We start from the raw sequence: 24,665 nt of genomic DNA, 5'->3' as shown, positions 1-24,665 counted from the left end.
TCGCCATGACAATAACTCCTCAACAACTGATCGCACTGCTGCCGCTGTTGATCGTCGGATTGACGGTGGTGGTTGTGATGCTAGGCATTGCGTGGCGACGCGACCACTTTATCAACGCCACCCTGACCGTGATCGGTCTCAACCTGGCGCTGCTTTCGCTGTACTTTGTCGGCCAGGCAGGCCCAATGGACGTCACCCCGCTGCTGCGGGTTGACGGTTACTCGATGTTCTACACCGGGCTGGTGCTGCTGGCGAGTCTGGCGACCTGCACCTTCGCCTATCCGTGGCTGGTCGGCTATCCGGATAACCGCGAAGAGTTTTACCTGCTGGTGCTGATCGCCGCCCTGGGCGGCATCCTGCTGGCGAGCGCCAACCACCTGGCTTCGCTGTTCATCGGCATTGAGCTTATCTCACTGCCGCTGTTCGGCCTGGTGGGCTACGCCTATCGCCAGAAGCGCCCGTTGGAAGCCGCCATCAAGTACATGCTGCTGTCCGCCGCCGCGTCGTCGTTCCTGCTGTTCGGCATGGCGCTGCTGTATGCCGAGTCCGGCGATCTGTCGCTGGCCGGCCTCGGCAAGAGCCTGCAGGAAAACATGATGCACCAGCCGCTGATCCTGGCCGGTATGGGCATGATGATCGTCGGTCTGGGCTTCAAGCTGTCGCTGGTGCCGTTCCAACTGTGGACGCCGGACGTGTATCAGGGCGCGCCTGCGCCGGTCTCGACCTTCCTGGCGACCGCCAGCAAGATCGCGATCTTCGCGGTCGTGATGCGTCTGTTCCTGTATGCCCCGGCCGCCGACAACGAAGCGCTGCGCATGGTGCTGTCGATCATCGCGTTCTGCTCTATCTTGTTCGGTAACCTGATGGCTATCAGCCAGACCAACATCAAGCGTCTGCTGGGCTACTCGTCCATCGCTCACCTGGGCTACCTGCTGGTGGCGCTGATTGCGGTGCAAACCCACCAGCTGTCGCTGGAAACCGCCGGCGTTTACCTGGCCGGTTACCTGTTCAGCAGCCTGGGCGCCTTCGGCGTAGTCAGCCTGATGTCCAGCCCGTACCGCGGCCCGGATGCGGATTCGCTGTTCTCTTACCGTGGCCTGTTCTGGCATAAGCCAATCTTGTCCGCGGTGATGACGGTGATGATGCTGTCGCTGGCCGGTATCCCGATGACGCTGGGCTTTATCGGTAAGTTCTTCGTGATCGCGATGGGCGTCAGCGCGCACCTGTGGTGGCTGACCGGCGCAGTTGTGGTAGGCAGCGCCATCGGCCTGTATTACTACCTGCGCGTGACCGTCAGCCTGTTCCTCAGCGCGCCGGAATCACTGCAACGTGATACCCCGAACAACTGGGCGTTGACCGCCGGCGGCGTCGTGGTGCTGATCTCCGCCGCGCTGGTGCTGCTGCTGGGCGTCTACCCGCAGCCGCTGATTTCGCTGGTGCAGATGGCGCAGCCGACGTTCTGATAACGCTTCAGACGGTAAAAAGGTCGCTTCGGCGACCTTTTTTTATGGGGAAACGGCACTCAGCTGTAATGAGCGCTAAACGATGCTTCCAGCGCCTGCACCACCGCGCGCACGCGGGCGGCGCGCTGTATGTCGGGGTGCAGCACCAGCCAGATATCCACCCAGTCTTTGTTTTCCGGGAACAGGCGCACCAGCTCAGGGTCTTTGTCCGCCAGGAACGCGGAGAGCAGGCCGATGCCCAGCCCGCTGCGGGCGGCGGAACGCAACAGCAGCTGCGAATTGCATTGCAGCACCACGTTGGGAGCGTGCAGCGTTTCACCGCAGAAATCGCTCCAGTGGCGCGGCACCAGTTCACGCGGGAACATCAGCAGATCGTGCCCGCGCAGCTGCTCACCTTTGACCGGCATGCCGCGCTGCGCCAGGTAGCGCCGGCTGGCGTACAGCCCCATCTCGATGGTGGCCAGCCGCTTGATGATCAGCTCATCGTCATCGGGGCGGGCACCGCGGATCGCCAGGTCCGCGCCGTGATAAGAGATGTCGGCGATGTTCAGCGCCGTCAACAGCGTGATGGTGATGGCCGGATAGCGTTGCCGCAGATCTTGCAGCGCCGGCATCACGAAGGCTTCGGCCAGGGTATCGGTGGTGGCGATGCGCACGTTGCCGCACAGGCTTTCGTCGCCGCTGGCGGCTTTGCGGCCGATCGCCTGCACCGCATTTTCCATCTTCATCACGTCCGCCAGCATGGATTCGCCCAGCGGGCTGAGGGAGAAGGATTTCGGCGTGCGGATAAACAGCTTCGAACCCAGTGAACTTTCCAGCGCGGAGATGCGGCGGCCTACGGTCGCCTGATCCACCTGCAGCTGATTGGCGGCTTTGCGAAGCGTGCCACAGCGCGCGACGGCCAAAAAGAAGCGCGCGTCGTCCCAATTCATCATGCCATTTCCTTTTCGCGGGTTGGCCGGCGCTGTAAAGCACAGGCCGGGCGAACGATAGTGGTTTCCATCATAAAGCGTTGTCCAGCCTGTAGGGAGAGAAAGACGTTAACGGCTTGCCCATCGGCGGTTATTTCTCCAGTGATGCAAGAATGAATCACCCTGATGCATTCTTGACGATATTTCGGCTGCTGCTGTAACGCTATGATAAGCGCCGTTCCCGGGCTGACCGGGCGATGGCAGGTCGCCGCCTGCCGATTTTGGGAGTTGAAGCATGTCAGAAAATACCGCCCTTCAGGATGCGGCGCCGAAAAATATGCAGACGTCGCACACGGCCATTTTACTGTTCCTGGCGCTGGCGTTGATGTCGGCACTGCTGAACAGCAGCGCGCCAACGCCGCTTTACCCGTTGTATCAGCAGCAACTTGCGCTGAGTTCCGTCAGTCTGACGGTCGTTTACGGCGCCTATGCCGCCGGCGTGTTGATCTCGCTGTTCGGCGTCGGCAATCTGGCCGGCAAGGTGAAGGACTTGCGCAGCATGATCGTGCCGGCATTGCTGGTGGTGTTGAGCGGTGCGTTGCTGTTCGCCTGGGCCGATACCTTCGCCATGATGCTCATGGCGCGGCTGCTGGCCGGGGTAGGCACCGGGGCGCTGACCGGCGCGGCGAACATCGCGCTGGTGCGGTTTGGGCCGCGCGACGGCGGCAAAAACGCGGCTCTGATCGCCACGCTGTCGTTCACTACCGGGTTGGCGCTGGGGCCGATCTTCAGCGGCATCGCCTTGCAAACCGGTTTTCATCCCACGACGCTGCCGTTCGTTCTTATCATGGCCATTGCCGCCATTGCTACGCTGGGCGTAATGCTGTGGTGGCCGCGCGGTGTGGTCGCGGCGCCGGTTCGTTCTGCGTCGGCGGCGGCAGAAAAAGGCGCATTGCTCGCGGGGCTGCGCGCCACCGGCGCTAAATTCTTTGTTTGTGCCGGGGCGCTGTTTATCTGTTGGGCTCTGGCAGCCAGTATTTTAGCGATCGGCCCTGGCGTGGCGGAAACGCTGCTGGGGATGCACCAACGGGGCGTCTTTGGCTATGCGATTGCGGTTTATCTGCTGATTGCCGGCATTAGCCAGATCCTGAGCCGCCGCGTTAACGCTCGTCATTCGCTGCTGTTCGGTTGCCTGGCGCAGGTGCTGGCGGCAGCGGTGTTCGCTATGGCGATTCAGTGGCACTCTCTGGGGCTGGCGGCGGCGGGGCTGGTGGTGGCCGGCTATGCTTACGGCGCCATTTTCGTCGGCAGCGCGACGCTGGTGAACCTGATTTCGCCGCCGGCAAACCATGCGCGTTTGCTTTCTCTGTTTTACGTTATCGCTTATATCGCCAACTGGGTACCGATCTTGTTGGGCGTGGTGGTCGATCGCGTCGATCTGCGTCAGGCAACCCATTTGCTGTTCCTGGGGAGCTCTGTGGTGTGCCTGTTGCTGGCATGGAAGACGACTCGTGTCGGGTTCCCTCGTTAATTGTTTTGTGATTATTGTCTATTTTTAATAATTAACGACTCTTTAATTACATTTATGATGTGATTTATATCGCATAAATTGGCCTGTTTTCGGGTAAACTGCGCGCTTTCTTTTTGCCGCGGGTCACTTTATGAACGTTCTTTTCGCCATTGCCGTCACCACCGGGATCCTTTCCGGCGTGTGGGGATGGGTTGCCGTCAGTCTGGGCTTGATCAGCTGGGCCGGTTTTCTCGGCTGCACGGCGTATTTCGCCTGCCCGCAGGGCGGTCTGAAAGGGCTGTTGATCGGCGCGTTGACCTGCTGCAGCGGCGTCTTTTGGGCGATGATGATCATCCACGGCAGCGAACTGGCGCCGCAGTGGAGTCTGCTGGGGTATCTGCTGACCGGCGTCGTGGCGTTCCTGATGTGCATTCAGGCCAAACAGCAGTGGCTGGGGTTCGTGCCCGGTACCTTTATCGGCGCCTGTGCGACCTTCGCCGGCGGCGGCGATTGGCCGCTGGTGACGCTGTCCCTGCTGGTGGGCCTGCTGTTCGGCTATGCGATGAAAAACAGCGGCCTGTGGTGGGCGGCGCGCAGCGAAAAAGCCCGCGCCAAGCCGTCAATCAGCGCAAATGCCGGCTCAAACGGCGTCGCCGAGTGAGCGGCAGCCGCGCCGCTGTGCAACCGTATCCCCTGATAACAAGAGCGGTAATGTTGTTGAAAATTATCCATTTTCAATTGCACAGGTGTTGATTCCTCCCTCGCGGATTGCGTGAGATCACGTTAAGGGTAACAGGATTTCGTAACATGGTTTTCAGTGATTCCCATCACGTTTTTACCGGTAACAATCGGCTGAGATAGAGGCCTGTCCGATTGGAGGCCTGATGGCCGGGAATCATCATGAGCAATTTGTTTTCACTGGATACCAAGACCGTTTTGATCACCGGCGCTTCACGCGGCATCGGTTTTCTGTTGGCGCGTGGCCTGGCGCAGCAAGGCGCGCATATTCTGATCAACGCCACCACCGAAGCGCATGCCCGCCACGCGGCCGAACGCCTGCGAGACGAAGGGCTGCGCGCTGATGCGGCGGCGTTCGACGTCACCGATTCTCAGGCGGTGCATGCCGCTATCGACCGTATCGAAGCGGACATCGGCGCGATAGACGTATTGATCAACAACGCCGGCATCCAGCGCCGCCACCCATTCACCGAGTTCCCGGAGCAAGACTGGGACGACATCATCGCCGTCAACCAGAAAGCGGTGTTTATCGTGTCGCAGACCGTAGCGCGCTACATGGTGCCGCGTCGACGCGGCAAAATAATCAACATCGGCTCGATGCAGAGCGAACTGGGGCGGGACACCATTACGCCTTATGCGGCGTCCAAGGGCGCGGTGAAAATGCTGACGCGCGGCATGTGCGTGGAACTGGCGCGTTACAATATTCAGGTCAACGGTATCGCCCCCGGCTATTTCAAAACCGAGATGACGCAGGCGCTGGCCGACGATCCGGCCTTTACCGCCTGGCTGACCCAACGTACGCCCGCCGCGCGCTGGGGCGATCCGCAGGAGCTGATCGGCGCGGCGGTATTCCTGGCCGCTGACGCTTCCGCCTTCGTCAATGGGCAGCTGCTGTTTGTCGATGGCGGCATGTCCGCCGCGGTGTAACCTTGTTTCCGTGGAGCCTGAGATGAAAATTCAAACCCAGTCCTGCGTGGTGAACGGCAAACGCGACGTGGCGGTGATTGCGCAAGAGGTGGAGTACCAGGGGGTGGGGACGCTGGTGAAAATCCGTCGCGGCGGCATCTGCGGTTCGGATCTGCATTACTTCCAGGAAGGTAAGGTCGGCAATTTTCAGGTGCGTCAGCCAATGGTGCTGGGCCATGAGGCGATCGGCGAGGTGATCGCCAGCGATTCACCGCAGCTGCCGGTCGGTCAGAAGGTGGCGCTCAATCCCAGTAAGCCCTGCGGGCAGTGCAAATATTGTCTGGCGGAGCAGAGCAATCAATGCGTCGGGATGCGTTTTTTCGGCAGCGCGATGTATTTTCCGCACGTCGACGGCGCTTTTACCCAATATAAAGTGGTGAGCAGCGCGCAGTGCATTCCCTACGGCGCCGATCGCGATGACAGGGTGATGGTGTTCGCCGAACCGTTGGCGGTGGCGATCCACGCAGCGCAACAGCCTGGCGGCGTGGCCGGGAAAAAGGTCTTTGTGTCCGGCGTCGGCCCGATCGGCTGTCTGCTGGTGACGGCGCTGAAGGCGCTGGGCGCCGCCGAGATAGTCTGCGCCGATCTCAGCCCGCGTTGCCTGGCGATTGCCGCTCAAATGGGCGCGGATCGGTGCCTGCATGCCGCGGATGACGATTTCAGCGATTATCTGCGAGACAAAGGCTATTTCGACGTCGCCTTCGAAGTGGCGGGGCATCCGCAGTCGCTGCAGCGCTGCCTGGAGATCACGCGCGCTAAAGGCACCGTGGTGCAGGTGGGCATGGGTGGCAGCTTCCCTGATTTTCCATTGATGTTGTTGATCGCCAAGGAGTTGAACCTGCTCGGTTCGTTCCGTTTCGTGGCGGAGTTCGCGCAGGCGGTGGAGTGGCTGGCCGACGGCGTGGTCGATCCGCTGCCGCTGCTGTCGGCGGAATTCGCCAGCGGGCAGTTGGCGCAGGCGCTGGAGTTTGCCGGCGATAAACGCCAGGCCGCCAAGGTGCAATTGGTGTTTTAGGGTAAAAGTCCGATGGCCGCGTCCGGCGATCCTTGTCTATAGTGTAGGAACGCTTAATTTTTCAACCACGGAGATCTCACTATGGCAAGACATACGGATGCTGAGCAAACTACGCTGGATGACGATCTGAGAATGCTGACCGAGACGCTGGAAGAAGTGCTGCAATACACCGGCGATCGCGCGGATCAGGCTTACGTCGACATCAAGTCGCACGCCGAGCAGGCGCTGAGTGAGGTCAAGGCGCGCTGGGCGAACACCGGCGAATCCTACTATGCGCGGGCCAAAGAGGCGGTACACCGCACCGACGACTACGTGCGGGATAAACCCTGGCACAGCGTGGGCATCGGCGCCACCGTCGGGTTGGTGCTGGGGTTGCTGCTGGCGCGAAAATAAATCCTGTGTGCGGGGCGGCGGTAAGCCGCTTCGTTTTTTTCTTCAGACTGTGTTCTTTCACACGCTTCATCCCGCTGTTTCTCCAATAGCTTTTCCTTATCCCGCCTATACTTCCCGCTAGCCGCCAAAGAGAGGCTATTCCCCTGATTTTTGTATGGATGGATTGAGGCATTGTCGCTGCAAGTGTAAAGTGTCTGTGTCTTTATTGTTTGTTTTTTGTTCTTAATCAAATAATTATCTGATGTAAACACCCAGGGATATACGGCGTTCTTGCGCTGGCGCAAAAGCCGTGAAAATAACACCTCATATAATACAGAGCGTAACTACAGGCGCGGCACCCGTCGGCTGCGCCGGAGACGATCTCTGCTAACTGACTTGTGAGCGAACTATGTCGACAAGTGTTTTTAATCGCCGGTGGGCGGCTGTGCTGCTCGAGGCGTTGGCCCGCCATGGGGTGCGGCATGTTTGTATCGCTCCGGGATCGCGCTCCACGCCGCTGACGCTGGCCGCTGCGGCTAACCCCTCTTTTGTTTGCCACACCCATTTTGATGAGCGCGGGCTCGGCCATCTGGCGCTCGGGCTGGCGAAGGCCGCGCGTGAACCGGTGGCGGTGATCGTCACCTCCGGCACCGCGGCGGCTAACCTTTATCCGGCTTTGATCGAAGCCGGCCTGACCGGTGAGCGGCTGGTGTTTCTCACCGCCGATCGGCCGCCGGAACTGATCGATTGCGGCGCCAATCAGGCGATCCGTCAGAACGGCCTCTACAGCAGCCATCCGACGCTGGCGATTGATTTGCCGCGTCCTACGCCGGATATTCCGGCCGCCTGGCTGGCCTCCAGCGTCGACAGCGCGATGGCGCGCTTGCAGCACGGCGCTTTGCATATCAACTGTCCGTTCGCCGAGCCGCTGTACGGCGGCGATGAGCTTAACCACGCTGACTGGTCCGCCGCATTGGGCGACTGGTGGCAGAGCGATCGGCCATGGCTGCGGGAAAGCGAGGCGCATGCGGCGCCGGCACCGCAGCCGGACTGGTTCTTCTGGCGGCAAAAGCGCGGCGTGGTGTTGGCCGGGCGCATGAGCGCGGAAGAGGGCGCGCGATTGGCCGACTGGGCCGAGACGCTGGGCTGGCCGCTGATCGGCGACGCGTTGTCGCAGACTGGGCAACCGCTGCCCTGCGCCGACTTGTGGCTCGCTCATCCACAGGCCCAACGCATGCTGAAAGACGCGCAGCTGGTGGTGCAGTTCGGCGGCAGCCTGACCGGCAAGCGCGTGCTGCAGTGGCAGGCACAGTGCCGGCCGGAAGAGTATTGGGTGATCGACGAGTTGCCTGGGCGGCTCGATCCGGCCCAGCATCGCGGCCGTCGCCTGCGCGCCAGCGTGGCGCAATGGTTGGCGCAACATCCGGCGCAACCGCGCACGCCGTGGGCCGCCGGGCTGACCGCGTTGGCGAGCCAGGCGCTGGCGGCCGCGTCCGCGCGTTTGCACGATGGCTTTGGCGAGGCGCAACTGGCGCACCGGCTGCCGGAGCTGCTGCCGGAGAATGGCCAGCTGTTCCTCGGCAACAGCCTGGTGGTCCGGCTGATCGACGCGCTAACGCCATTGCCCGCCGCCTATCCGGTGTTCAGCAACCGCGGCGCCAGCGGCATCGATGGTCTGATCTCCACCGCCGCCGGCGTACAGCGCGCCACCGCCAAACCGACACTGGCGGTGGTGGGCGATCTTTCCGCCTTGTATGACCTCAATGCGCTGGCGCTGCTGCGTCAGTGCTCAGCGCCGACGGTGTTGATCGTCGTCAACAATAACGGTGGCCAAATTTTCTCGCTGCTGCCGACGCCGGAAGAGGAACGGCAGCGCTTTTACTGCATGCCGCAAAATGTCGAGTTCAGCCACGCGGCAGCGATGTTCCAGCTGGGGTACGCGCGGCCGGAGAACTGGAGCCAACTGCAACAGGCGGTTGAACAAGGCTGGCGGCGCGGCGGCGCAACGATTATCGAACTGCAGGTGCCGCCGAGCGATGGAGCCGAAAACCTGCAATATCTGGTGCAACAGATGGCGGTGCAATGATGCTGGCGACGCGGGTTTTACAACAGGGCGAAGCGGGCCGGCCTTGGCTGGTGTGGCTGCACGGCCTGCTCGGCAACAGCAATGAGTGGCGGGTGATCGCCGCGCGCTGCCCGGAATGGCCATCGCTGGCTATCGATCTGCCCGGTCACGGCGATTCCGTGGCGGTGAGCTGCCGCGGCTTCGACGACATCAGCGCTCAGATCGCCGCCACGCTGCAGCTGCGCAATATCGAACGCTATTGGCTGGTGGGCTACTCGCTCGGCGGGCGCATCGCCATGTATCACGCCTGCCATGGCCGCCACGACGGTCTGCAAGGCGTGCTGGTCGAGGGCGGCAATCCGGGGCTGGAGGACGTAGAACAGCGCCGCCATCGCTGCGAGCAGGATGCGCTGTGGGCGGCGCGCTTTCGCAGTGAGCCGATCGCCGAAGTTCTGGCGGACTGGTATCAACAGCCGGTGTTCAAAGAGCTTAGCCATGTGCATCGTCAGGCGCTGATCGGCGCGCGCTCGGTCAACAGCGGCCCGGCGATCGCCGATATGCTCGAAGCGACGTCGCTCGGGCGGCAACCTTACCTGGCGCCGCAGCTGAGCCAACTGACCGTACCGCTGCGGGTGCTGTGCGGTGAAAACGATCCCAAATTTCAACGGCTGGCGCGCGACGCCGGGTTGCCGTTGCGCATCGTGCCGCAGGCCGGCCACAACGCGCATCTGGCTAATCCGCAAGATTTCGTCGCCGAGCTGCAGACCTTTCTCGTTAACCCTGGTTAAAGGAACCGAACATGCTTTATCCGAATGAAGAACAGCTGTACGCCGCCATCGCCTGGCAGGATTGCACCGGCGATTTCGAAGACATCCTGTATCACAAGTCCGCCGACGGCATCGCCAAAATCACCATCAACCGGCCGCAGGTGCGCAATGCGTTTCGCCCGCAAACGGTCAAAGAGATGATCGACGCGCTGGCCAACGCCCGTTACGACGACGGCATCGGCGTGATTATTCTCACCGGCGCCGGCGATAAGGCCTTCTGCTCCGGCGGCGATCAGAAAGTGCGCGGCGACTACGGCGGCTATCGCGACGACAGCGGCGTACATCACCTCAACGTGCTGGACTTCCAGCGCCAGATCCGCACCTGCCCGAAACCGGTGGTGGCGATGGTGGCCGGCTACTCGATCGGCGGCGGCCATGTGCTGCACATGATGTGCGATCTGACCATTGCGGCGGATAACGCCATTTTCGGCCAGACCGGCCCGAAAGTCGGCTCGTTCGACGGCGGCTGGGGCGCGTCTTATATGGCGCGCATCGTCGGCCAGAAGAAGGCGCGCGAAATCTGGTTCCTGTGCCGTCAGTACGACGCCGCCGCCGCGCTGGACATGGGGCTGGTCAACACCGTGGTGCCGCTGGCCGAACTGGAGAAAGAGACGGTGCGCTGGTGCCGCGAAATGCTGCAGAACAGCCCGATGGCGCTGCGCTGCCTGAAGGCGGCGCTGAACGCCGACTGCGACGGCCAGGCCGGTTTGCAAGAGCTGGCGGGTAACGCCACCATGCTGTTCTACATGACCGACGAAGGGCAGGAAGGGCGCAACGCATTCAACGAGAAGCGTCAGCCGGACTTCAGCAAATTCAAGCGTAACCCGTAATGAACGGCGCGAACCGCAGCGCGGCGCTTTACCGTTACAGCCTGCCGATGGAGGCGGGCGTGGTGCTGCGCAATCAGCGGTTGAAAACGCGTGACGGATTGGTGGTGCAGCTGCGCCAGGGCGATCGTGAAGGCTGGGGAGAGATCGCGCCGCTGCCGGAGTTCAGCCGGGAAACGCTGGCGCAGGCCGAGCAGGCCGCATTGGAGTGGCTGCAGGCGTGGTTGGCGGGCAACGAACCGGATGACAGCGCGCTGCCCTCGGTGGCCTTTGGGCTCAGCTGCGCGAAGGCCGAGCTGGAACAGCGCTTGCCGACGCAGGCGGATTTCCGCAAGGCGCCGCTGTGCACCGGCGATCCGGACGAGCTGTTCGAAACCTTGAATGCCTTGCCGGGCGAGAAAGTCGCCAAGGTGAAAGTGGGGCTGTATGAGGCGGTGCGCGACGGCATGATCGTCAACGTGCTGCTGGAGGCGCTGCCGGATCTGCGGCTGCGGCTGGACGCCAACCGCAGCTGGAGCCGCGCCAAAGCCGACGGCTTCGCCAGGTACGTCAACCCGGCGTGGCGCGATCGCATCGCCTTCCTGGAGGAGCCCTGCAAGACCCGTGATGAATCGCGCGATTTCGCCCGGGCGACCGGCATCGCCATCGCCTGGGATGAGAGCGTGCGTGAGGCGGACTTTGTGGTGCAGGCCGAGCCGGGCGTGGCGGCCATCGTGATCAAGCCGACGCTGGTCGGCAGCCTGACGCGCTGCCAGACACTGGTGGCGCAGGCGCACGCGGCGGGGCTGACGGCGGTGATCAGTTCCAGCATCGAATCCAGCCTGGGGTTGACCCAGCTGGCGCGCATCGCCCGCTGGCTGACGCCGGACATCGTGCCGGGGTTGGACACGCTGGGGTTAATGCAGGCGCAGGTGCTGCGTCCGTGGCCGGACAGCGCGTTGCCGCTGCTGGAGGTTTCGGCGCTGGAGTGCCTATGGCGCCGTTAAGCGATTGGCCGTGGCGGCACTGGGCGCGCCTTCAGCCGCAGGCGACGGCGCTGCTGCTCGGCGAACGGCCACTGAGCTGGCTGGCGTTGCAAAGCCAGGTGGATGAGCTGGCGGCGGATTTTCAGCACCAGGGCGTGGAGCCGGGGTGCGGCGTGGCGCTGAGCGGCAAAAACAGCTATCCGCTGCTGCTGGCCTATCTGGCGCTGCTGCAATGCGGCGCCCGTCTGCTGCCGCTCAATCCCGCCTTGCCGACGCCGCTGTTGGCGCAGCTACTGCCTGAATTGGATATAACCTTTGCCTTCGGCCCGGATCCTTTGCCGGCGCTGCCGGAGGCGCTGATTCGGTTGACGCCGCCCTCGACCGAGCCGCGCTGGCCGAACCTGCCGGCGTGGGATGCGCAACGTCTGGCGACGCTGACGTTGACCTCCGGCTCCAGCGGTATGCCGAAGGCGGCCGTGCATAGCTACGCCAACCATCTGGCCAGCGCCGACGGGGTGTTGCGGCTGATGGATTTCCAGCGTGAGGATTGCTGGCTGTTGTCATTGCCGCTGTTTCACGTTTCCGGCCAGGGCATCGTCTGGCGCTGGCTGGCAGCGGGTGCCCGGTTGGCGGTGCGCGAGATGCACCCGCTGGCCGAGGCGCTGGCGGGATGTACGCATGCTTCGCTGGTACCGACGCAACTTTGGCGGCTGCTGGCGCAACCGCTGACGGGCGTGACGCTGAAGGCAGTGCTGCTCGGTGGCGCGATGATCCCGGTCGAACTGACCGAACGGGCGGAAGCGGCGGGGATACGCTGCTGGTGCGGTTATGGGTTGACCGAACTCGCCTCCACGGTGTGCGCCAAGCGCGCCGATGCGCGGCCGGGCGTCGGTCTGCCGCTGAGCGGCCGCGAGATCAAACTGGTGGACGAGGAGGTCTGGATCCGCGCCGACAGCCTGGCGCTCGGCTACTGGTGTCATGGCCATGTGCGGCCGCTGGCCGATGAGCAGGGCTGGTTCGCGACCCGCGATCGCGGCGTGATGGCCGAAGGGGAGCTGCGCATTCTCGGCCGGCTGGACAACCTGTTTTTCAGCGGCGGCGAAGGGGTGCAACCGGAAGATATCGAACGCGTGCTGGCGGCGCATCCGCAGATCACGCAGGCGTTTGTGGTGCCGGTGGCGGATGCCGAATTCGGCCAGCGGCCGGTGGCGGTGATCGACGGCGACCTGTCGTTGTCGCTGGCGGCATTGCTCGCCTGGTCGCAGGATAAGCTGGCTAATTTCCAGCGTCCGATGGCGCTGTTTGCCTTGCCCGACGAGCTGAAAAGCGGCGGCATCAAGATTTCGCGCCGTCAGCTGCAGCAGTGGGTAGCGCAGCGTTTCTCTCAGGCATAAAAAAGCCGCCCGACAGGGCGGCTGAGTTGATGACGGCAGGGGGTTACTTCAGCCCCAACGCCTTGGCGACGCCGGCGCCGTAGTCCGGGTGCACCTTGCTGAACAGCTCGACCTGCCGGCGCTGAATCTGTTCCGGCACCTGCGACAGCTCGCCGGCGATGCGGGTGAACATGCGCTGGTGCTCTTCGGCGCTCAGCAGGTTGAACAGCGCGCGCGGCTGGCTGTAGTAATCGTCGTCTTCACGATGATTCCAGTGGTCGGCCGCCCCTTCAATGCTCAACGGCGGTTCGCTGAAGTCCGGCTGCTCCTGGAACAGACCGAAGCTGTTCGGCTCGTAGGTGGCGCCGTTGCCGCTGTTGCCGTCCACGCGCATCGCACCGTCGCGATGATAGTTGTGGAACGGGCATTTGGCGCCGTTCACCGGGATCTGGTGGTGGTTGACGCCCAGGCGATAGCGGTGTGCATCCCCATACGAGAACAGGCGGCCCTGCAGCATTTTATCCGGTGAGAAGCTGATGCCCGGCACCACGTTGGCGGGGTTCATCGCCACCTGCTCGACCTCGGAGAAGTAGTTGTCGGGGTTGCGGTTGAGCTCGAAATAGCCGACGTCGATCAGCGGATAGTCGCCGTGCGGCCATACCTTGGTCAGATCGAACGGGTTATAGGGCGTCTGCGAGGCTTCATGTTCCGGCATGATCTGAATTTGCAGCTTCCAGCGCGGGAAGTCGCCGCGCTTGATCGCTTCGAACAGATCGCGCTGTGAGCTTTCGCGATCCTTGGCGATGATCGCTTCCGCCTCTTCATCCATCAGGTTTTCAATGCCTTGTTCGCAGCGGAAGTGGAATTTCACCCAGAAGCGCTCGTTGGCGGCATTGATAAAACTGAAGGTGTGGCTGCCGAAGCCGTGCATGTGGCGGTAGGACTTCGGAATGCCGCGATCGCTGAAGTCGATGGTCAGCTGATGCAGCGATTCAGGCAGGTGAGAGAAGAAGTCCCATTTGTACACCGGGTTGCGCAGGTTGGTATGCGGATCGCGTTTCACCACGTGGTTGAGATCGGGGAATTTCAGCGGATCGCGCAGATAGAACACCGGCGTATCGTTGCCCACCAAATCCCAGTTGCCTTCTTCGGTATAAAACTTCATGGCGAAGCCGCGAATATCGCGCTCGGCGTCGGCGGCGCCGCGTTCACCGGCGACGGTGGAGAAGCGGATAAACATGTCGGTCTGTTTGCCGACCTCGGAGAAGATCTTGGCGCGGGTGTAGCGGGTAATGTCGTGGGTGACGGTAAAGGTGCCGTAGGCGCCCGATCCCTTGGCGTGCATGCGGCGCTCGGGGATGACCTCGCGGTCGAAGTGGGCCAGTTTTTCCAGGAACCACACGTCCTGCAACAACATCGGGCCGCGTTTGCCTGCGGTGATCACGTTATTGTTATCGACAACCGGGGCGCCGGCTGCGGTGGTCAGTCCTTTCTTGCTCATCACTTGCTCCTTATCGTAGTGCATTTAAGTAAAGACTCGGGCGGTTTAAGCGTTCATCAGCATAGTCCTTTGGCGGGGCTTTTTCCCCTGACCTTGGTCAAAGCCACTACTAGTTGTAGCCCTATTGCCGAGCGGCGGCAAATAGGTCTCGGTTATCGTTGGCATCGCCTTGACGAATATAGAGTGTTGTTTGCAAATATTTACATTTATTTGATTAATGAAGAATTTTTTCGCTTTTATCCCTTAAATCCTCATTGTGCTTTGGTATAGACTCGTGACGTTATTATTATGCGTTGATTCGATCATTCGGTACGGATGACAAACCAGAGGGAAAGATGATGAAAAAGACTTGGGTCGCGTGCGCGGCAGGATTGCTGTTTGTGACCGGCGCAGCGAACGCCATCAGCGTGTCGGGTGAGGCCGGGCAGCACTATACCAACCTGGGCTTCGGCATGAGCACCGGCTCTTCAGGTCTGGGCCTGACCGGCAACTGGGCGCGCAGCGACCACGACGGCAACGTCGGCAGCCTGGGCTTGAACTTCGGCGTGCCGCTGGGGCCGTTGACGGCGACCGTGGGCGGCAAAGCGCTGTACCTCAGCCCGAAAGACGGCAAGAGCGGCGGCGCGTTGGCGCTGGGCGGCGGCCTGGAGTGGGAAATCAACCGTTACTTCAGCCTGCACGGCGAAGGTTACTTTGCTCCTGAATCCTTCACCAGCGGCGTGAAGGCCTATAACGAAGCCAGCGGCGGCCTGCGCTGGAAGTTCCGTCCGTTGAGCGTGGACGTAGGCTACCGCTACATGAAGATGGAAGGCAAAGACGGGCGTCGTGACAACACCCTGGCCGATGGCCCTTATGTCGGTGTTGGTCTGAGCTTCTGACGTTCAGCAAAAAGGGGCCGTTGCGGCCCCTTTCTCTATTATCGCTTTGCTTTTCGTCACTTACCCTACCGCCGGCAGCATGCCGCTGGCGATGCCCAATTGGATGGCGATCACCGTAATCCCGCAGATAAACACCAACGCCAAGGCCGGAGTGCCGCCCCAGACGCGATACTGCGCCTGATGTTTCTGCCGCGTTTTCCACACCAGCAGCGAAGGCAGCAGTAACGCCAGTACCGACAGGGCGATGGCGGCGAACCCCAGCGCCAGCACGAAGCCGCGCGGATAGAACAGCGCGAAGGCCAGCGGCGGCAGGAAGGTGATGGCGCCGGTTTGCAGACGGCCGCGCACGTTGTCTTGCCGTTTGAACAGGTCGGCCAGGAAATCGAACAGCCCGAGCGCCACACCGAGGAACGAGGTCGCCAATGCCAGATCGGCGAACAGGTGCACCGCCAGTTCAACGTGCGGCGAAGCGACCGCATCGCGCACCGCCTGTAACAGACCGTTCAACCCGGCTTGCTGCGCCAGAATGCCGACGAAAGTGTCGGAGCTGATGCTGCCCAGCGTCGCCAACTGCCAGAAGATATAGGCGATCAGCGGAATGGCGCTGCCGATGATGAACACCCAGCGCAGTTTGCGAATGTTGCCGCCCATGTAGTTGACGATGCTCGGCACGCTGCCGTGGAAGCCGAATGAGGTGAAGATCACCGGAATGGCCGACAGCGCCAGGCCTTGCTCCAGCGGCAACGTCAGCAGGTTGGTCTGGTGGATATTCGGCAACATCAGGCCGAGCATCACCACCAGGAACACCACCTTGGCGCTGAACAGGATGCGGTTGAACAAATCGACCGAGTGGGTGCCGATGCACACCACGCCGCCAGCCACCAGGGTGAACAGCAGGACGCCGAGCGACACCGGGAAGTCCTGCGACGTCCATTGACTGATGCTGGTGGCGAGCAGTTCGCCGGCGCCGCTGATATAGGCGGCGGTGAGCGCGTACATCAGGAACATCATGCTGAAGCTGGTCAGCCACTGGCCGCCGCCGCCGAGATAACGTTTGGCGAGCGTGCCGAGACCGGTATCCGCTTGCTCATGCTGGTAAACCTCCACCAGCAACAGCGCGGTGTAACACATCAACAGCCACAGCCCGACCAGTAAGGCCAGCGTGACGCCAAAGCCGACGCCGGCCGCCGCCAGCGGCATCGCCAGCATCCCGGCGCCAATGGTGGTGCCCGCCACGATAAAAACACTGCCAAGAGTGCGATTCTTCACGTTTTTTCTCTACCAGCCGAAAGATTTTGAAAATTATAGGTAACGATTTATGAGGATGGCAGGATAGTGGAAGCCCTAATTTGTGTCAAACCGGCGTTACGCGTGATGTAAATTAATATTTACATCAGGGAGGGCGGCACGGCGCATGAAGAACAGAACGATGGCTGAAATTATCCGCCGACGGTTAGTGAAAAGTTATTTACGGGCTTCTATAGTGGAATGACCAAAAAATGTGGGAGAGATCAATGTTAAGGGTGGAGATGCTCAGCACCGGCGATGAGGTGCTGCACGGGCAAATTATTGATACCAACGCCGCCTGGCTGGCGGACTACCTGTTCCAGCAGGGCGTGCCGATGAGCGGGCGTGAAACGGTAGGGGACAGCCTCTCTGCTTTGATCGAGATCCTGCAGGAACGGAGTCATATCGCCGATGTGCTGATCGTCAATGGTGGCCTGGGGCCGACCAGCGACGATCTCAGCGCGTTGGCCGCCGCGAAAGCCTGTGGCGTAGAACTGGTTGAACGGGCCGACTGGGTGGCGCGCATGGAGGCCTATTTCGCCGGGCGTGGGCGGCCAATGGCCCCTTCCAACCGCAAGCAGGCGCAGATCCCGGCCAATGCGGAAATGTTGGACAATCCGGTGGGTACTGCCTGCGGCTTTGCGCTGCAGCTCAACCAATGTCTGATGTTCTTCACGCCTGGCGTGCCGTCGGAATTCAAAGTGATGGTTGAACAGCAGATCGTGCCGCGCCTGCATCAGCGCTTTACCTTGCCGGCGCCGCCGCTGTGCCTGCGCCTGACCACCTTCGGCACCTCCGAAAGCGATCTGGCCGCCGAGCTGGACGGCATGCCGCTGCCGCCGGACGTGGTGTTGGGTTATCGTTCATCCAGCCCGATCATCGAGTTGAAGTTGACCGGGCCTGAAAGCCGGCGTGCGGAAATGGAACAGGCCTGGCGACGCGTGCGCGAGGTGGCGGGGGACAACTGCATTTTTGAAGGCACCGCCGGTTTGCCGGCGACGCTGACGCAGCGCCTGAATCAGCAAGGATTGACGCTGGCGTTGAGCGAGCAATTCAGCGGCGGGTTGATCAATCTGCAGCTGCAGAGCGAAGGTGCGCCGCTGGCGGGGGGAGAGCTGTTGCCGGCGCATTGCATCGAAACGTTGGAAACAACGCTGGCGCGCGCCCGCTCGCTGGCGGAGTTGACCGGCGCGCCGTTGGCGTTGGCGGTCAGCGCCATGCGCGATGAGCAGGTCAGCATTGCGCTGCACACGCCACGCGGCGGCATTGGCCAGACCGTGCGTTATCGCGCGTCGCGCCACGGCCTGCGGCTGCGTCAGGAGTCGGTGGCGATGTTGGCGTTGGATATGCTGCGTCGTTGGCTGAACGGAGGCCAGGCGTGCGGCCAAAACGCCTGGCTGGAGGTCGTGGAAATTATCGAGTGACGGTCACGGCGAGTTGCCGATTTCGCTGCTTTGCAGCAGCCGCTCGGACGCCAGACGTGACAGACGTATCGCCGCCGCGCCCCGCACTTGCAGCCCCTGGCTATAGTCCCTGAGCGCCTGCGCGGCGCTGTCGGCCTGCGCCAGATGCATCGCCAGGCTGGCGGCGTCCGCCAGCGCGCTGTTGGCGCCGAGCCCACCCGCCGGGCTCATGGCGTGCACGGCGTCGCCGAGAAAGGCGATGCGTTCGCTGTGCCACACCGGTATCGCCTTCGTGACCTGCACCGCCCGCACGCTGAGCGACTGGGGCTCCGTCAGCGCTAACGCCGTTTGCAAGGCGGGCGCCCATCCCTGCGAAATATGCCGTACGCGCGCCTGCAGCGCTGCGGCCCCCTCCGCCCGTGCCGGCCCGCCGAGCCGTTCAGCCGATCCGATACAGGCCCAATAAAGATAGTCGTCGACCGGCGTGAGGCGGCAATCGGGCGCGTAGCCGGCCGCCAGCTGCGCCATGGGTGCCTGAAAGCGCATCGGTTCAATCACCAGCGACAAGCCGTCGGCGAAGACAACCGACACGCCGCGCAACAATTCGGGGGCCAATTGGGCCCGGGTCGCCGCGTCGAGCGGCGTTTTGCCGTAGAGGGTGACCGCGCCGCTGTCTTCGGGCCCCGATTCGGGCAGGCAACGCCGCCGCACCAGCGAGTTGACGCCGTCGGCGGCGATCAGCACATCGACCCGCACTTGCTCGCCGTTGGCGAATTGAAGTTCCACACCCTGTGACGTTTGTGCAAACTCACGCAGGGTATAGCCGAAGCGCACTCGATCTTGCAGACCGGCGAGCAGGATTTCGCGCAGCGTTTGCCGATGAACGCCGAGATCGCCGTTTGGTTCTTGCATGGGCTGCTGGCTGGAAGGCAGCCAGTGTTTGGGGCGGCGATCGTTAAGCGGAGCAAGCTGCGGATCCCACAGATTGCTCTCGCCGCTGTTTTGCGCGCTGCTGGCGCAGAGCAACCGATAGTGCGCCGGCGGCAGGCAGGCGGCCAGCGCCTGCTGGCCCGAAGGATCGATACGCAGCCGGTACCCCTGATCGCGCGCCTGCGGTGTGGTGTCGCGTTCAAACACCGTGGCGTGGATGCCGTAGCGGCGCAGCCCCTGAGCCAGACACAGCCCGCCGGGCCCGGCGCCGATAATGCCAATGTTGAGTGTAGTCATCCTGTTCCCTCGTGAGTCAGTGGCCGTAGACGGTAGCGGCCGGAAGCATTTCATTATGTCGGTGCGGGAAAAGGTTGATATAACGGTATCTGGACTAAAAATAGTGATGAGTGGCCAATATGAACGATAACCCTCATTTTACCGACGCGGACTGCAGCGAATGGCCGGCGGGCCCCTGGCTGATCGCCCTTGGCGGCCGCGATGCGGCGGGCCGGGAGTATCGGTTGGGCACGCGTGAATACGACTGGCATCAGCATGTCCGCGGTCAGCTGCTGTGCGTTGAAAGCGGTTTGCTGCATGTGCGAACGGCGCAAGGCGATTGGGTGCTGCCGCCGGGGCGGGCGGGTTGGATCCCGCCGGCGACGGAGCACCGGGTGCAGGTCTGCGGTGCGCTGAGCGGCTGGAGCCTGTTGCTGGCGCCGGAGGCCTGCACCGATTTGGCGAATAAACCCTGCGTTATCGGCATCAGCGCCGTGCTGCAGGCGCTGGCTCAGCGGGCGGAAGGCTGGGACAAGCGCAGCCTGCTGACCCAGGAGCAGGATCGCATGGCGCAGGTGATGCGGGACGAGATACGTCTGGCGCCGACGGAGCCGCTGCATTTGCCGATGTCGTCTCATCCGCGCCTGGCCGGCGTTCTGCAGGCCTTGCTGGCGCAGCCGGGGAGCGAGCGCACGCTGGAGGCATGGGCCGAATGGGGCGCGATGTCGCCGCGCACCCTGCGGCGGCTGATGATCGGCGAAACGGGATTGAGTTTTGCCCAGTGGCGTCAGCAGGCCCGGTTGTCATATGCATTGGCGAAGCTGGCCGAAGGCGAAACGGTGTTGCAGATCGCGGAAGCGCTGGGGTATGCCTCGCCGAGCAACTTTATCGCCATGTTTCGCAAAGCCTTCGGCGACTCTCCGGCGCGTTATTTTTCCGCATCGGCAGGAAAGAGGCGCTTAGCGGACGCTAGAAGAACAGGAATACCTTGAGGATGGTTATATATCCCTGATTAATCATAATCTTATAGGGGATATTCGCGGTGAGGGAATGCTGTTACTCTCTTGGCGGGTGCTTGAGACTGTTCGTCTTGGGCATTGTGTGACAAGGCGGATAGATGAAAGCCCCAGACTGACTCTCAATCAGAATGGGGCTGCACATACCGCCTAGACACCGGTATGGTAGCCCCTTCGCAGCAAGGAGGCAAGCATGCGCTTAAGGCATATGTTTCACTCGCTAACCGTTGTATGTATTACGGTTTTGTTATTTATCTGGATGATAAGAGACTCGCTGTGCGAGCTGAAAATTTACCAGGAAAATATCACTATCCTGATCAGGTTGGCGTGTGAGGTGAAGCGGTAATCATAGGGCGGGGGCAACCCCGCCTTCTGGTCTCCAGGCGCGGTTTCCGGCACCCGACTTTAAATTTCCAGCTCAATATCCGTCAGCGGCATACAGCAGCAGGGCAGGATCTCGCCGGCGTTGATAAACGCCAACGGCTGCTGGCGGTAGGCCACTTCGCCTTTCACCAGTTTCAGGCGGCAGGCACCGCAATAACCGGAGCGGCATTGGTACTCCACCTGCACGTCGTGCAGTTCCAGCACGTCGAGCAGGCAGTTTTCACTGTTGGGGCAGGAAAGCTGCGTGCCGGCGGCGCGCAGCGTTACGGTTGGCGTCGCCATCGCTTACAGTTCGAAGTCGCTCAGGTCGTCGGCGTTGATCTCCGAGTCGATCTGGCCAACCAGGTAGGAGCTCACTTCCACTTCCTGCGGCGCTACCTGCACGTTGTCGGACACCAACCAGGCATTGATCCACGGGATCGGGTTGGAGCGGGTTTCGAACGGCAGGCCGAGGCCGACCGCCTGCATGCGGATATTGGTGATGTATTCCACATACTGGCACAGGATGTCTTTGTTCAGGCCGATCATCGAGCCGTCGCGGAACAGGTATTCCGCCCACTCTTTCTCCTGCTGGGCAGCCAGCACGAACAGATCGTAGCACTGTTGCTGACATTCCTCGGCGATCTCCGCCATTTCAGGATCGTCGGCGCCGGAACGCATCAGGTTCAGCATGTGCTGGGTGCCGGTCAGGTGCAGCGCTTCGTCGCGGGCGATCAGCTTGATGATTTTGGCGTTGCCTTCCATCAGTTCGCGCTCGGCGAAAGCGAAGGAGCAGGCGAAGCTGACGTAGAAGCGGATCGCTTCCAGCGCGTTCACGCTCATCAGGCACAGGTACAGCTGCTTCTTCAGCGCGCGCAGATTGACGGTGACGGTTTTACCGTTCACCTGATGGGTGCCTTCACCCAGCAGGTGATAGTAGCTGGTCATCTCGATCAGATCGTCGTAGTAACCGGAAATGTCTTTCGCGCGCTTCTTGATCTCTTCGTTGGTGACGATGTCGTCGAACACCAGCGCCGGATCGTTGACGATGTTGCGGATGATGTGAGTGTAGGAGCGCGAGTGGATGGTCTCGGAGAACGACCAGGTTTCCACCCAGGTTTCCAGCTCAGGGATCGAGATCAGCGGCAGCAGGGCGACGTTCGGGCTGCGGCCCTGAATGGAGTCCAGCAGGGTCTGATACTTCAGGTTGCTGATGAAGATGTGCTTCTCGTGCTCCGGCAGCGCCTGGTAATCGATGCGATCGCGCGAGACGTCAACCTCTTCCGGGCGCCAGAAGAAGGAGAGCTGTTTTTCGATCAGTTTTTCGAAGATTTCATGCTTTTGCTGGTCGAAACGCGCAACGTTTACCGACTGGCCGAAGAACATCGGCTCTTGCAGCTGGTCGTTTTTGGTCTGAGAAAAAGTGGTGTAAGCCATAAGCCTGAATCCATCGTAACGTGGCTAAATGAAGGGGCCGGAAAATTCCGGCCCGCTAGGTCAAACTTTAGATCTTGCAGGCGCCGCTTTCGCAGTCGTCATCGCCGGCCTTGGCAGGCTGCAAATCTTCCTGGGCGTCTTCCGCACCGTCGCGGGTGTTCTGGTAGTACAGCGTTTTCACACCGAACTTGTAGGTGGTGAGCAGGTCTTTCAACAGCTGCTTCATCGGCACCTTGCCGCCTGGGAAGCGGGTCGGATCGTAGTTGGTGTTGGCCGAAATCGACTGGTCGATGAATTTCTGCATCAGACCTACCAGCTGCAGGTAGCCGTCGTTGCTCGGCATTTCCCACAGCAGCTCATAGTTGTCTTTCAGACGCTCATACTCCGGCACCACCTGGCGCAGGATGCCGTCTTTCGAGGCCTTGATGCTGATGTGGCCGCGCGGCGGCTCGATGCCGTTGGTGGCGTTGGAAATCTGCGAAGAGGTTTCCGATGGCATCAGGGCGGACAGCGTCGAGTTGCGCAGGCCGGTTTCCTGGATCTCTTTACGCAGGGTTTCCCAGTCGTAATGCAGTGGCTCGTTGCAGACCGCATCCAGGTCTTTCTTGTAGGTGTCGATCGGCAGGATGCCCTGCGAATAGGTGGTCTCTTTGAACCACGGGCAAGCGCCTTGTTCCTGAGCCAGACGGTTGGAGGCTTTCAGCAGGTAGTACTGAATGGCTTCGAACGTTTTGTGGGTCAGGTTGTTGGCGCTGCCGTCGGAGTAGCGCACGCCGTTCTTCGCCAGATAATAGGCGAAGTTGATCACGCCGATGCCCAGGGTGCGGCGACCCATCGCGCCACGGTGCGCTGCCTTGATCGGATAATCCTGGTAATCCAGCAGGGCGTCGAGTGAACGCACCGCCAGGGTCGCCAGCTCTTCCAGATCGTCCAGGCTGTCGATCGCGCCCAGGTTGAAGGCGGACAGGGTGCACAGCGCAATTTCGCCGTTCTCGTCGTTGACGTCTTCCAGCGGCTTGGTCGGCAGGGCGATTTCCAGGCACAGGTTGGACTGACGCACCGGCGCGATCTGCGGATCGAACGGGCTGTGGGTGTTGCAGTGGTCGACGTTCTGAATGTAGATGCGGCCGGTAGAGGCGCGCTCTTGCATCATCAGCGAGAACAGCTCAACCGCTTTCACGCGCTTCTGGCGAATGCTGTCGTCTTTCTCGTACTGGGTGTACAGGCGCTCGAATTCGTCCTGATCGGCGAAGAACGCGTCATACAGCCCCGGCACGTCGGACGGGCTGAACAGGGTGATGTCTTCGCCCTTGATCAGACGCTGGTACATCAGGCGGTTCAGCTGCACGCCGTAGTCCATGTGACGCACGCGGTTGCCTTCAACGCCGCGGTTGTTTTTCAACACCAGCAGGCTTTCCACTTCCAGGTGCCACATCGGGTAGAACAGCGTTGCCGCGCCACCGCGCACGCCGCCCTGCGAGCAGGATTTAACGGCGGTCTGGAAATGTTTGTAGAACGGGATGCAGCCGGTATGGAAGGCTTCACCGCCACGGATCGGGCTACCCAGCGCGCGGATGCGGCCGGCGTTGATGCCGATGCCGGCGCGTTGCGAAACGTATTTCACAATGGCGCTGGAGGTGGCGTTGATGGAATCCAGGCTGTCGCCGCACTCGATCAGCACGCAGGAGCTGAACTGGCGGGTTGGGGTGCGCACGCCGGACATGATCGGCGTAGGCAGCGAAATCTTGAAGGTGGAAATCGCGTCGTAGAAACGTTTGACGTAATCCAGACGGGTTTCACGCGGGTAGTTGGAGAACAGGCAGGCGGACACCAGCATGTACAGGAACTGGGCGCTTTCGTAGATCTCGCCGCTGACGCGGTTCTGCACCAGATACTTGCCTTCCAGCTGCTTGACGGCGGCATAAGAGAAGTTCATGTCGCGCCAGTGATCGATAAAGGAGTCCATCTGCTCGAACTCTTCAGCGCTGTAGTCTTCCAGCAGATGTTTATCGTATTTGCCCATCTCAACCATGCGAATCACGTGAGCGTGCAGCTTCGGCGGCTCGAACTGGCCGTAAGCCTTTTTACGCAGGTGGAAGATCGCCAGGCGAGCGGCCAGATACTGATAGTCCGGCGCATCGCGGGAGATCAGGTCGGCAGCGGCTTTGATGATGGTTTCATGAATGTCGGCGGTTTTGATGCCGTCATAAAACTGAATGTGCGAACGCAACTCTACTTGAGAAACCGAGACGTTGTGCAATCCTTCTGCGGCCCAATCGATGACCCGGTGGATTTTGTCGAGGTTGATGCGCTCTTTACGGCCATCGCGTTTAGTTACAAGCAGACTTTGGTTCATGTGGTGTTTTACCTGTCCGTATGGTGCCCCTAAGCAGAAGTGTAGTCGCTCTGCTCAGTATGTAAACACTATATATAGGGGTTGTATGTCGGTGAGGTAACAAGATAGTGAGAAAAAACGGCCTTTGCAAGTGAACAAAATCGGCCTAATTTGTGGATAACTTGGGGGTGAAATGTAACTTGCCGC

22 protein-coding genes are annotated in these 24,665 nt (G+C 61.4%); 15 read left to right on the top strand and 7 right to left on the bottom strand.

Annotation, left to right across the window (positions count from 1 at the left end):
* The first annotated feature begins 5 nt into the window (after positions 1–5).
* Complete coding sequence (gene nuoN, locus AC6BYQ_RS09150; protein WP_004936000.1) at positions 6–1,463, top strand: NADH-quinone oxidoreductase subunit NuoN; 1,458 nt, start codon at positions 6–8, stop codon at positions 1,461–1,463.
* 59 nt (positions 1,464–1,522) lie between these two features.
* Here the strand turns inward: nuoN and AC6BYQ_RS09145 are convergent, their stop codons facing one another.
* Positions 1,523–2,398 (bottom strand): LysR family transcriptional regulator, encoded by an 876-nt coding sequence (locus tag AC6BYQ_RS09145; protein ID WP_498056759.1) that lies wholly within the window; start codon positions 2,396–2,398, stop codon positions 1,523–1,525.
* 271 nt (positions 2,399–2,669) lie between these two features.
* Here AC6BYQ_RS09145 and AC6BYQ_RS09140 point away from each other — a divergent pair, with 271 nt between their 5' ends.
* From AC6BYQ_RS09140 to menE, 10 genes are all read left to right on the top strand, one after another.
* Positions 2,670–3,905, top strand: coding sequence for an MFS transporter (locus AC6BYQ_RS09140; RefSeq protein ID WP_498056758.1), 1,236 nt, complete (start codon positions 2,670–2,672; stop codon positions 3,903–3,905).
* Between the two features lie 130 nt (positions 3,906–4,035).
* Complete coding sequence (locus tag AC6BYQ_RS09135; protein WP_019453712.1) at positions 4,036–4,545, top strand: DUF1097 domain-containing protein; 510 nt, start codon at positions 4,036–4,038, stop codon at positions 4,543–4,545.
* Between the two features lie 239 nt (positions 4,546–4,784).
* On the top strand, positions 4,785–5,549 hold the full coding sequence (gene idnO, locus AC6BYQ_RS09130) for a gluconate 5-dehydrogenase (protein WP_498056757.1): 765 nt from the start codon (positions 4,785–4,787) through the stop codon (positions 5,547–5,549).
* Between the two features lie 22 nt (positions 5,550–5,571).
* Positions 5,572–6,603 (top strand): L-idonate 5-dehydrogenase, encoded by a 1,032-nt coding sequence (gene idnD / locus AC6BYQ_RS09125; protein WP_198636303.1) that lies wholly within the window; start codon positions 5,572–5,574, stop codon positions 6,601–6,603.
* 81 nt (positions 6,604–6,684) lie between these two features.
* Positions 6,685–6,996 carry a stress response protein ElaB gene (elaB, locus tag AC6BYQ_RS09120; protein ID WP_025160172.1) on the top strand — a complete coding sequence of 104 codons (312 nt, stop codon included), beginning with the start codon at positions 6,685–6,687 and terminating at the stop codon, positions 6,994–6,996.
* Between the two features lie 388 nt (positions 6,997–7,384).
* Positions 7,385–9,061, top strand: coding sequence for a 2-succinyl-5-enolpyruvyl-6-hydroxy-3-cyclohexene-1-carboxylic-acid synthase (gene menD, locus AC6BYQ_RS09115; RefSeq protein WP_498056756.1), 1,677 nt, complete (start codon positions 7,385–7,387; stop codon positions 9,059–9,061).
* Positions 9,058–9,828 carry a 2-succinyl-6-hydroxy-2,4-cyclohexadiene-1-carboxylate synthase gene (menH, locus tag AC6BYQ_RS09110; protein WP_019453707.1) on the top strand — a complete coding sequence of 257 codons (771 nt, stop codon included), beginning with the start codon at positions 9,058–9,060 and terminating at the stop codon, positions 9,826–9,828. The genes menD and menH overlap by 4 nt, the downstream gene beginning before the upstream one ends.
* An 11-nt stretch (positions 9,829–9,839) precedes the next feature.
* The gene (menB, locus tag AC6BYQ_RS09105; protein WP_019453706.1) at positions 9,840–10,697 is read left to right on the top strand and encodes a 1,4-dihydroxy-2-naphthoyl-CoA synthase; all 858 of its coding nucleotides are present in this window, start codon (positions 9,840–9,842) and stop codon (positions 10,695–10,697) included.
* Positions 10,697–11,680, top strand: a complete 984-nt coding sequence (gene menC, locus AC6BYQ_RS09100) for an o-succinylbenzoate synthase (RefSeq protein WP_498056755.1) — start codon at positions 10,697–10,699, stop codon at positions 11,678–11,680. Before menB ends, menC begins: the two co-directional genes overlap by 1 nt.
* Positions 11,668–13,053, top strand: a complete 1,386-nt coding sequence (gene menE, locus AC6BYQ_RS09095; protein WP_498056754.1) for an o-succinylbenzoate--CoA ligase — start codon at positions 11,668–11,670, stop codon at positions 13,051–13,053. Before menC ends, menE begins: the two co-directional genes overlap by 13 nt.
* Positions 13,054–13,096: 43 nt before the next feature.
* Here menE and katA read toward each other — a convergent pair whose 3' ends face one another.
* Entirely contained in the window at positions 13,097–14,533 is a 1,437-nt protein-coding gene (katA, locus tag AC6BYQ_RS09090; RefSeq protein ID WP_019453703.1) for a catalase KatA, read from the bottom strand.
* A 338-nt stretch (positions 14,534–14,871) separates the two neighbouring features.
* Between katA and AC6BYQ_RS09085 the strand changes: the two genes are divergently transcribed.
* A complete protein-coding gene (locus AC6BYQ_RS09085; protein ID WP_019453702.1) occupies positions 14,872–15,411 on the top strand; it encodes a YfaZ family outer membrane protein in 540 nt (179 codons plus the stop codon).
* A 60-nt stretch (positions 15,412–15,471) separates the two neighbouring features.
* Here the strand turns inward: AC6BYQ_RS09085 and tyrP are convergent, their stop codons facing one another.
* Complete coding sequence (tyrP, locus tag AC6BYQ_RS09080) at positions 15,472–16,680, bottom strand: tyrosine transporter TyrP (RefSeq protein WP_063919773.1); 1,209 nt, start codon at positions 16,678–16,680, stop codon at positions 15,472–15,474.
* Positions 16,681–16,925: 245 nt separating this feature from the next.
* Here tyrP and AC6BYQ_RS09075 point away from each other — a divergent pair, with 245 nt between their 5' ends.
* Entirely contained in the window at positions 16,926–18,122 is a 1,197-nt protein-coding gene (locus AC6BYQ_RS09075; RefSeq protein WP_498056753.1) for a nicotinamide mononucleotide deamidase-related protein YfaY, read from the top strand.
* Between the two features lie 3 nt (positions 18,123–18,125).
* On the opposite strand, the gene AC6BYQ_RS09070 is transcribed toward AC6BYQ_RS09075, so the two are convergent.
* A complete protein-coding gene (locus AC6BYQ_RS09070; RefSeq protein WP_498056752.1) occupies positions 18,126–19,328 on the bottom strand; it encodes an FAD-dependent oxidoreductase in 1,203 nt (400 codons plus the stop codon).
* 119 nt (positions 19,329–19,447) lie between these two features.
* Here AC6BYQ_RS09070 and AC6BYQ_RS09065 point away from each other — a divergent pair, with 119 nt between their 5' ends.
* Together AC6BYQ_RS09065 and AC6BYQ_RS09060 are read left to right on the top strand one after the other, a co-directional pair.
* Positions 19,448–20,299, top strand: a complete 852-nt coding sequence (locus tag AC6BYQ_RS09065; RefSeq protein WP_498056751.1) for an AraC family transcriptional regulator — start codon at positions 19,448–19,450, stop codon at positions 20,297–20,299.
* 217 nt (positions 20,300–20,516) lie between these two features.
* The gene (locus AC6BYQ_RS09060) at positions 20,517–20,669 is read left to right on the top strand and encodes a Hok/Gef family protein (protein ID WP_497008351.1); all 153 of its coding nucleotides are present in this window, start codon (positions 20,517–20,519) and stop codon (positions 20,667–20,669) included.
* Between the two features lie 59 nt (positions 20,670–20,728).
* On the opposite strand, the gene yfaE is transcribed toward AC6BYQ_RS09060, so the two are convergent.
* The 3 genes from yfaE to nrdA all read right to left on the bottom strand — a co-directional run bounded on the left by yfaE (position 20,729) and on the right by nrdA (position 24,479).
* On the bottom strand, positions 20,729–20,989 hold the full coding sequence (gene yfaE / locus AC6BYQ_RS09055; protein ID WP_019453695.1) for a class I ribonucleotide reductase maintenance protein YfaE: 261 nt from the start codon (positions 20,987–20,989) through the stop codon (positions 20,729–20,731).
* 3 nt (positions 20,990–20,992) lie between these two features.
* On the bottom strand, positions 20,993–22,123 hold the full coding sequence (gene nrdB / locus AC6BYQ_RS09050) for a class Ia ribonucleoside-diphosphate reductase subunit beta (protein ID WP_019453694.1): 1,131 nt from the start codon (positions 22,121–22,123) through the stop codon (positions 20,993–20,995).
* 67 nt (positions 22,124–22,190) lie between these two features.
* Positions 22,191–24,479, bottom strand: coding sequence for a class 1a ribonucleoside-diphosphate reductase subunit alpha (nrdA, locus tag AC6BYQ_RS09045; protein ID WP_019453693.1), 2,289 nt, complete (start codon positions 24,477–24,479; stop codon positions 22,191–22,193).
* Positions 24,480–24,665: the final 186 nt, after the last annotated feature.

Source organism: Serratia sp. LTN-2 (assembly GCF_059740205.1).
This window is presented reverse-complemented; position numbering and strand designations above follow the sequence as displayed.

Excerpts from the sequence above, each read along its gene's own strand:
- nuoN (WP_004936000.1), top strand. The coding sequence starts at position 6 with ATGACAATAACTCCTCAACAACTGATCGCACTGCTGCCGCTGTTGATC.
- AC6BYQ_RS09145 (WP_498056759.1), bottom strand. The coding sequence starts at position 2,398 with ATGATGAATTGGGACGACGCGCGCTTCTTTTTGGCCGTCGCGCGCTGT.
- AC6BYQ_RS09140 (WP_498056758.1), top strand. The coding sequence starts at position 2,670 with ATGTCAGAAAATACCGCCCTTCAGGATGCGGCGCCGAAAAATATGCAG.
- AC6BYQ_RS09135 (WP_019453712.1), top strand. The coding sequence starts at position 4,036 with ATGAACGTTCTTTTCGCCATTGCCGTCACCACCGGGATCCTTTCCGGC.
- idnO (WP_498056757.1), top strand. The coding sequence starts at position 4,785 with ATGAGCAATTTGTTTTCACTGGATACCAAGACCGTTTTGATCACCGGC.
- idnD (WP_198636303.1), top strand. The coding sequence starts at position 5,572 with ATGAAAATTCAAACCCAGTCCTGCGTGGTGAACGGCAAACGCGACGTG.
- elaB (WP_025160172.1), top strand. The coding sequence starts at position 6,685 with ATGGCAAGACATACGGATGCTGAGCAAACTACGCTGGATGACGATCTG.
- menD (WP_498056756.1), top strand. The coding sequence starts at position 7,385 with ATGTCGACAAGTGTTTTTAATCGCCGGTGGGCGGCTGTGCTGCTCGAG.
- menH (WP_019453707.1), top strand. The coding sequence starts at position 9,058 with ATGATGCTGGCGACGCGGGTTTTACAACAGGGCGAAGCGGGCCGGCCT.
- menB (WP_019453706.1), top strand. The coding sequence starts at position 9,840 with ATGCTTTATCCGAATGAAGAACAGCTGTACGCCGCCATCGCCTGGCAG.
- menC (WP_498056755.1), top strand. The coding sequence starts at position 10,697 with ATGAACGGCGCGAACCGCAGCGCGGCGCTTTACCGTTACAGCCTGCCG.
- menE (WP_498056754.1), top strand. The coding sequence starts at position 11,668 with ATGGCGCCGTTAAGCGATTGGCCGTGGCGGCACTGGGCGCGCCTTCAG.
- katA (WP_019453703.1), bottom strand. The coding sequence starts at position 14,533 with ATGAGCAAGAAAGGACTGACCACCGCAGCCGGCGCCCCGGTTGTCGAT.
- AC6BYQ_RS09085 (WP_019453702.1), top strand. The coding sequence starts at position 14,872 with ATGAAAAAGACTTGGGTCGCGTGCGCGGCAGGATTGCTGTTTGTGACC.
- AC6BYQ_RS09075 (WP_498056753.1), top strand. The coding sequence starts at position 16,926 with ATGTTAAGGGTGGAGATGCTCAGCACCGGCGATGAGGTGCTGCACGGG.
- AC6BYQ_RS09070 (WP_498056752.1), bottom strand. The coding sequence starts at position 19,328 with ATGACTACACTCAACATTGGCATTATCGGCGCCGGGCCCGGCGGGCTG.
- AC6BYQ_RS09065 (WP_498056751.1), top strand. The coding sequence starts at position 19,448 with ATGAACGATAACCCTCATTTTACCGACGCGGACTGCAGCGAATGGCCG.
- AC6BYQ_RS09060 (WP_497008351.1), top strand. The coding sequence starts at position 20,517 with ATGCGCTTAAGGCATATGTTTCACTCGCTAACCGTTGTATGTATTACG.
- yfaE (WP_019453695.1), bottom strand. The coding sequence starts at position 20,989 with ATGGCGACGCCAACCGTAACGCTGCGCGCCGCCGGCACGCAGCTTTCC.
- nrdB (WP_019453694.1), bottom strand. The coding sequence starts at position 22,123 with ATGGCTTACACCACTTTTTCTCAGACCAAAAACGACCAGCTGCAAGAG.
- nrdA (WP_019453693.1), bottom strand. The coding sequence starts at position 24,479 with ATGAACCAAAGTCTGCTTGTAACTAAACGCGATGGCCGTAAAGAGCGC.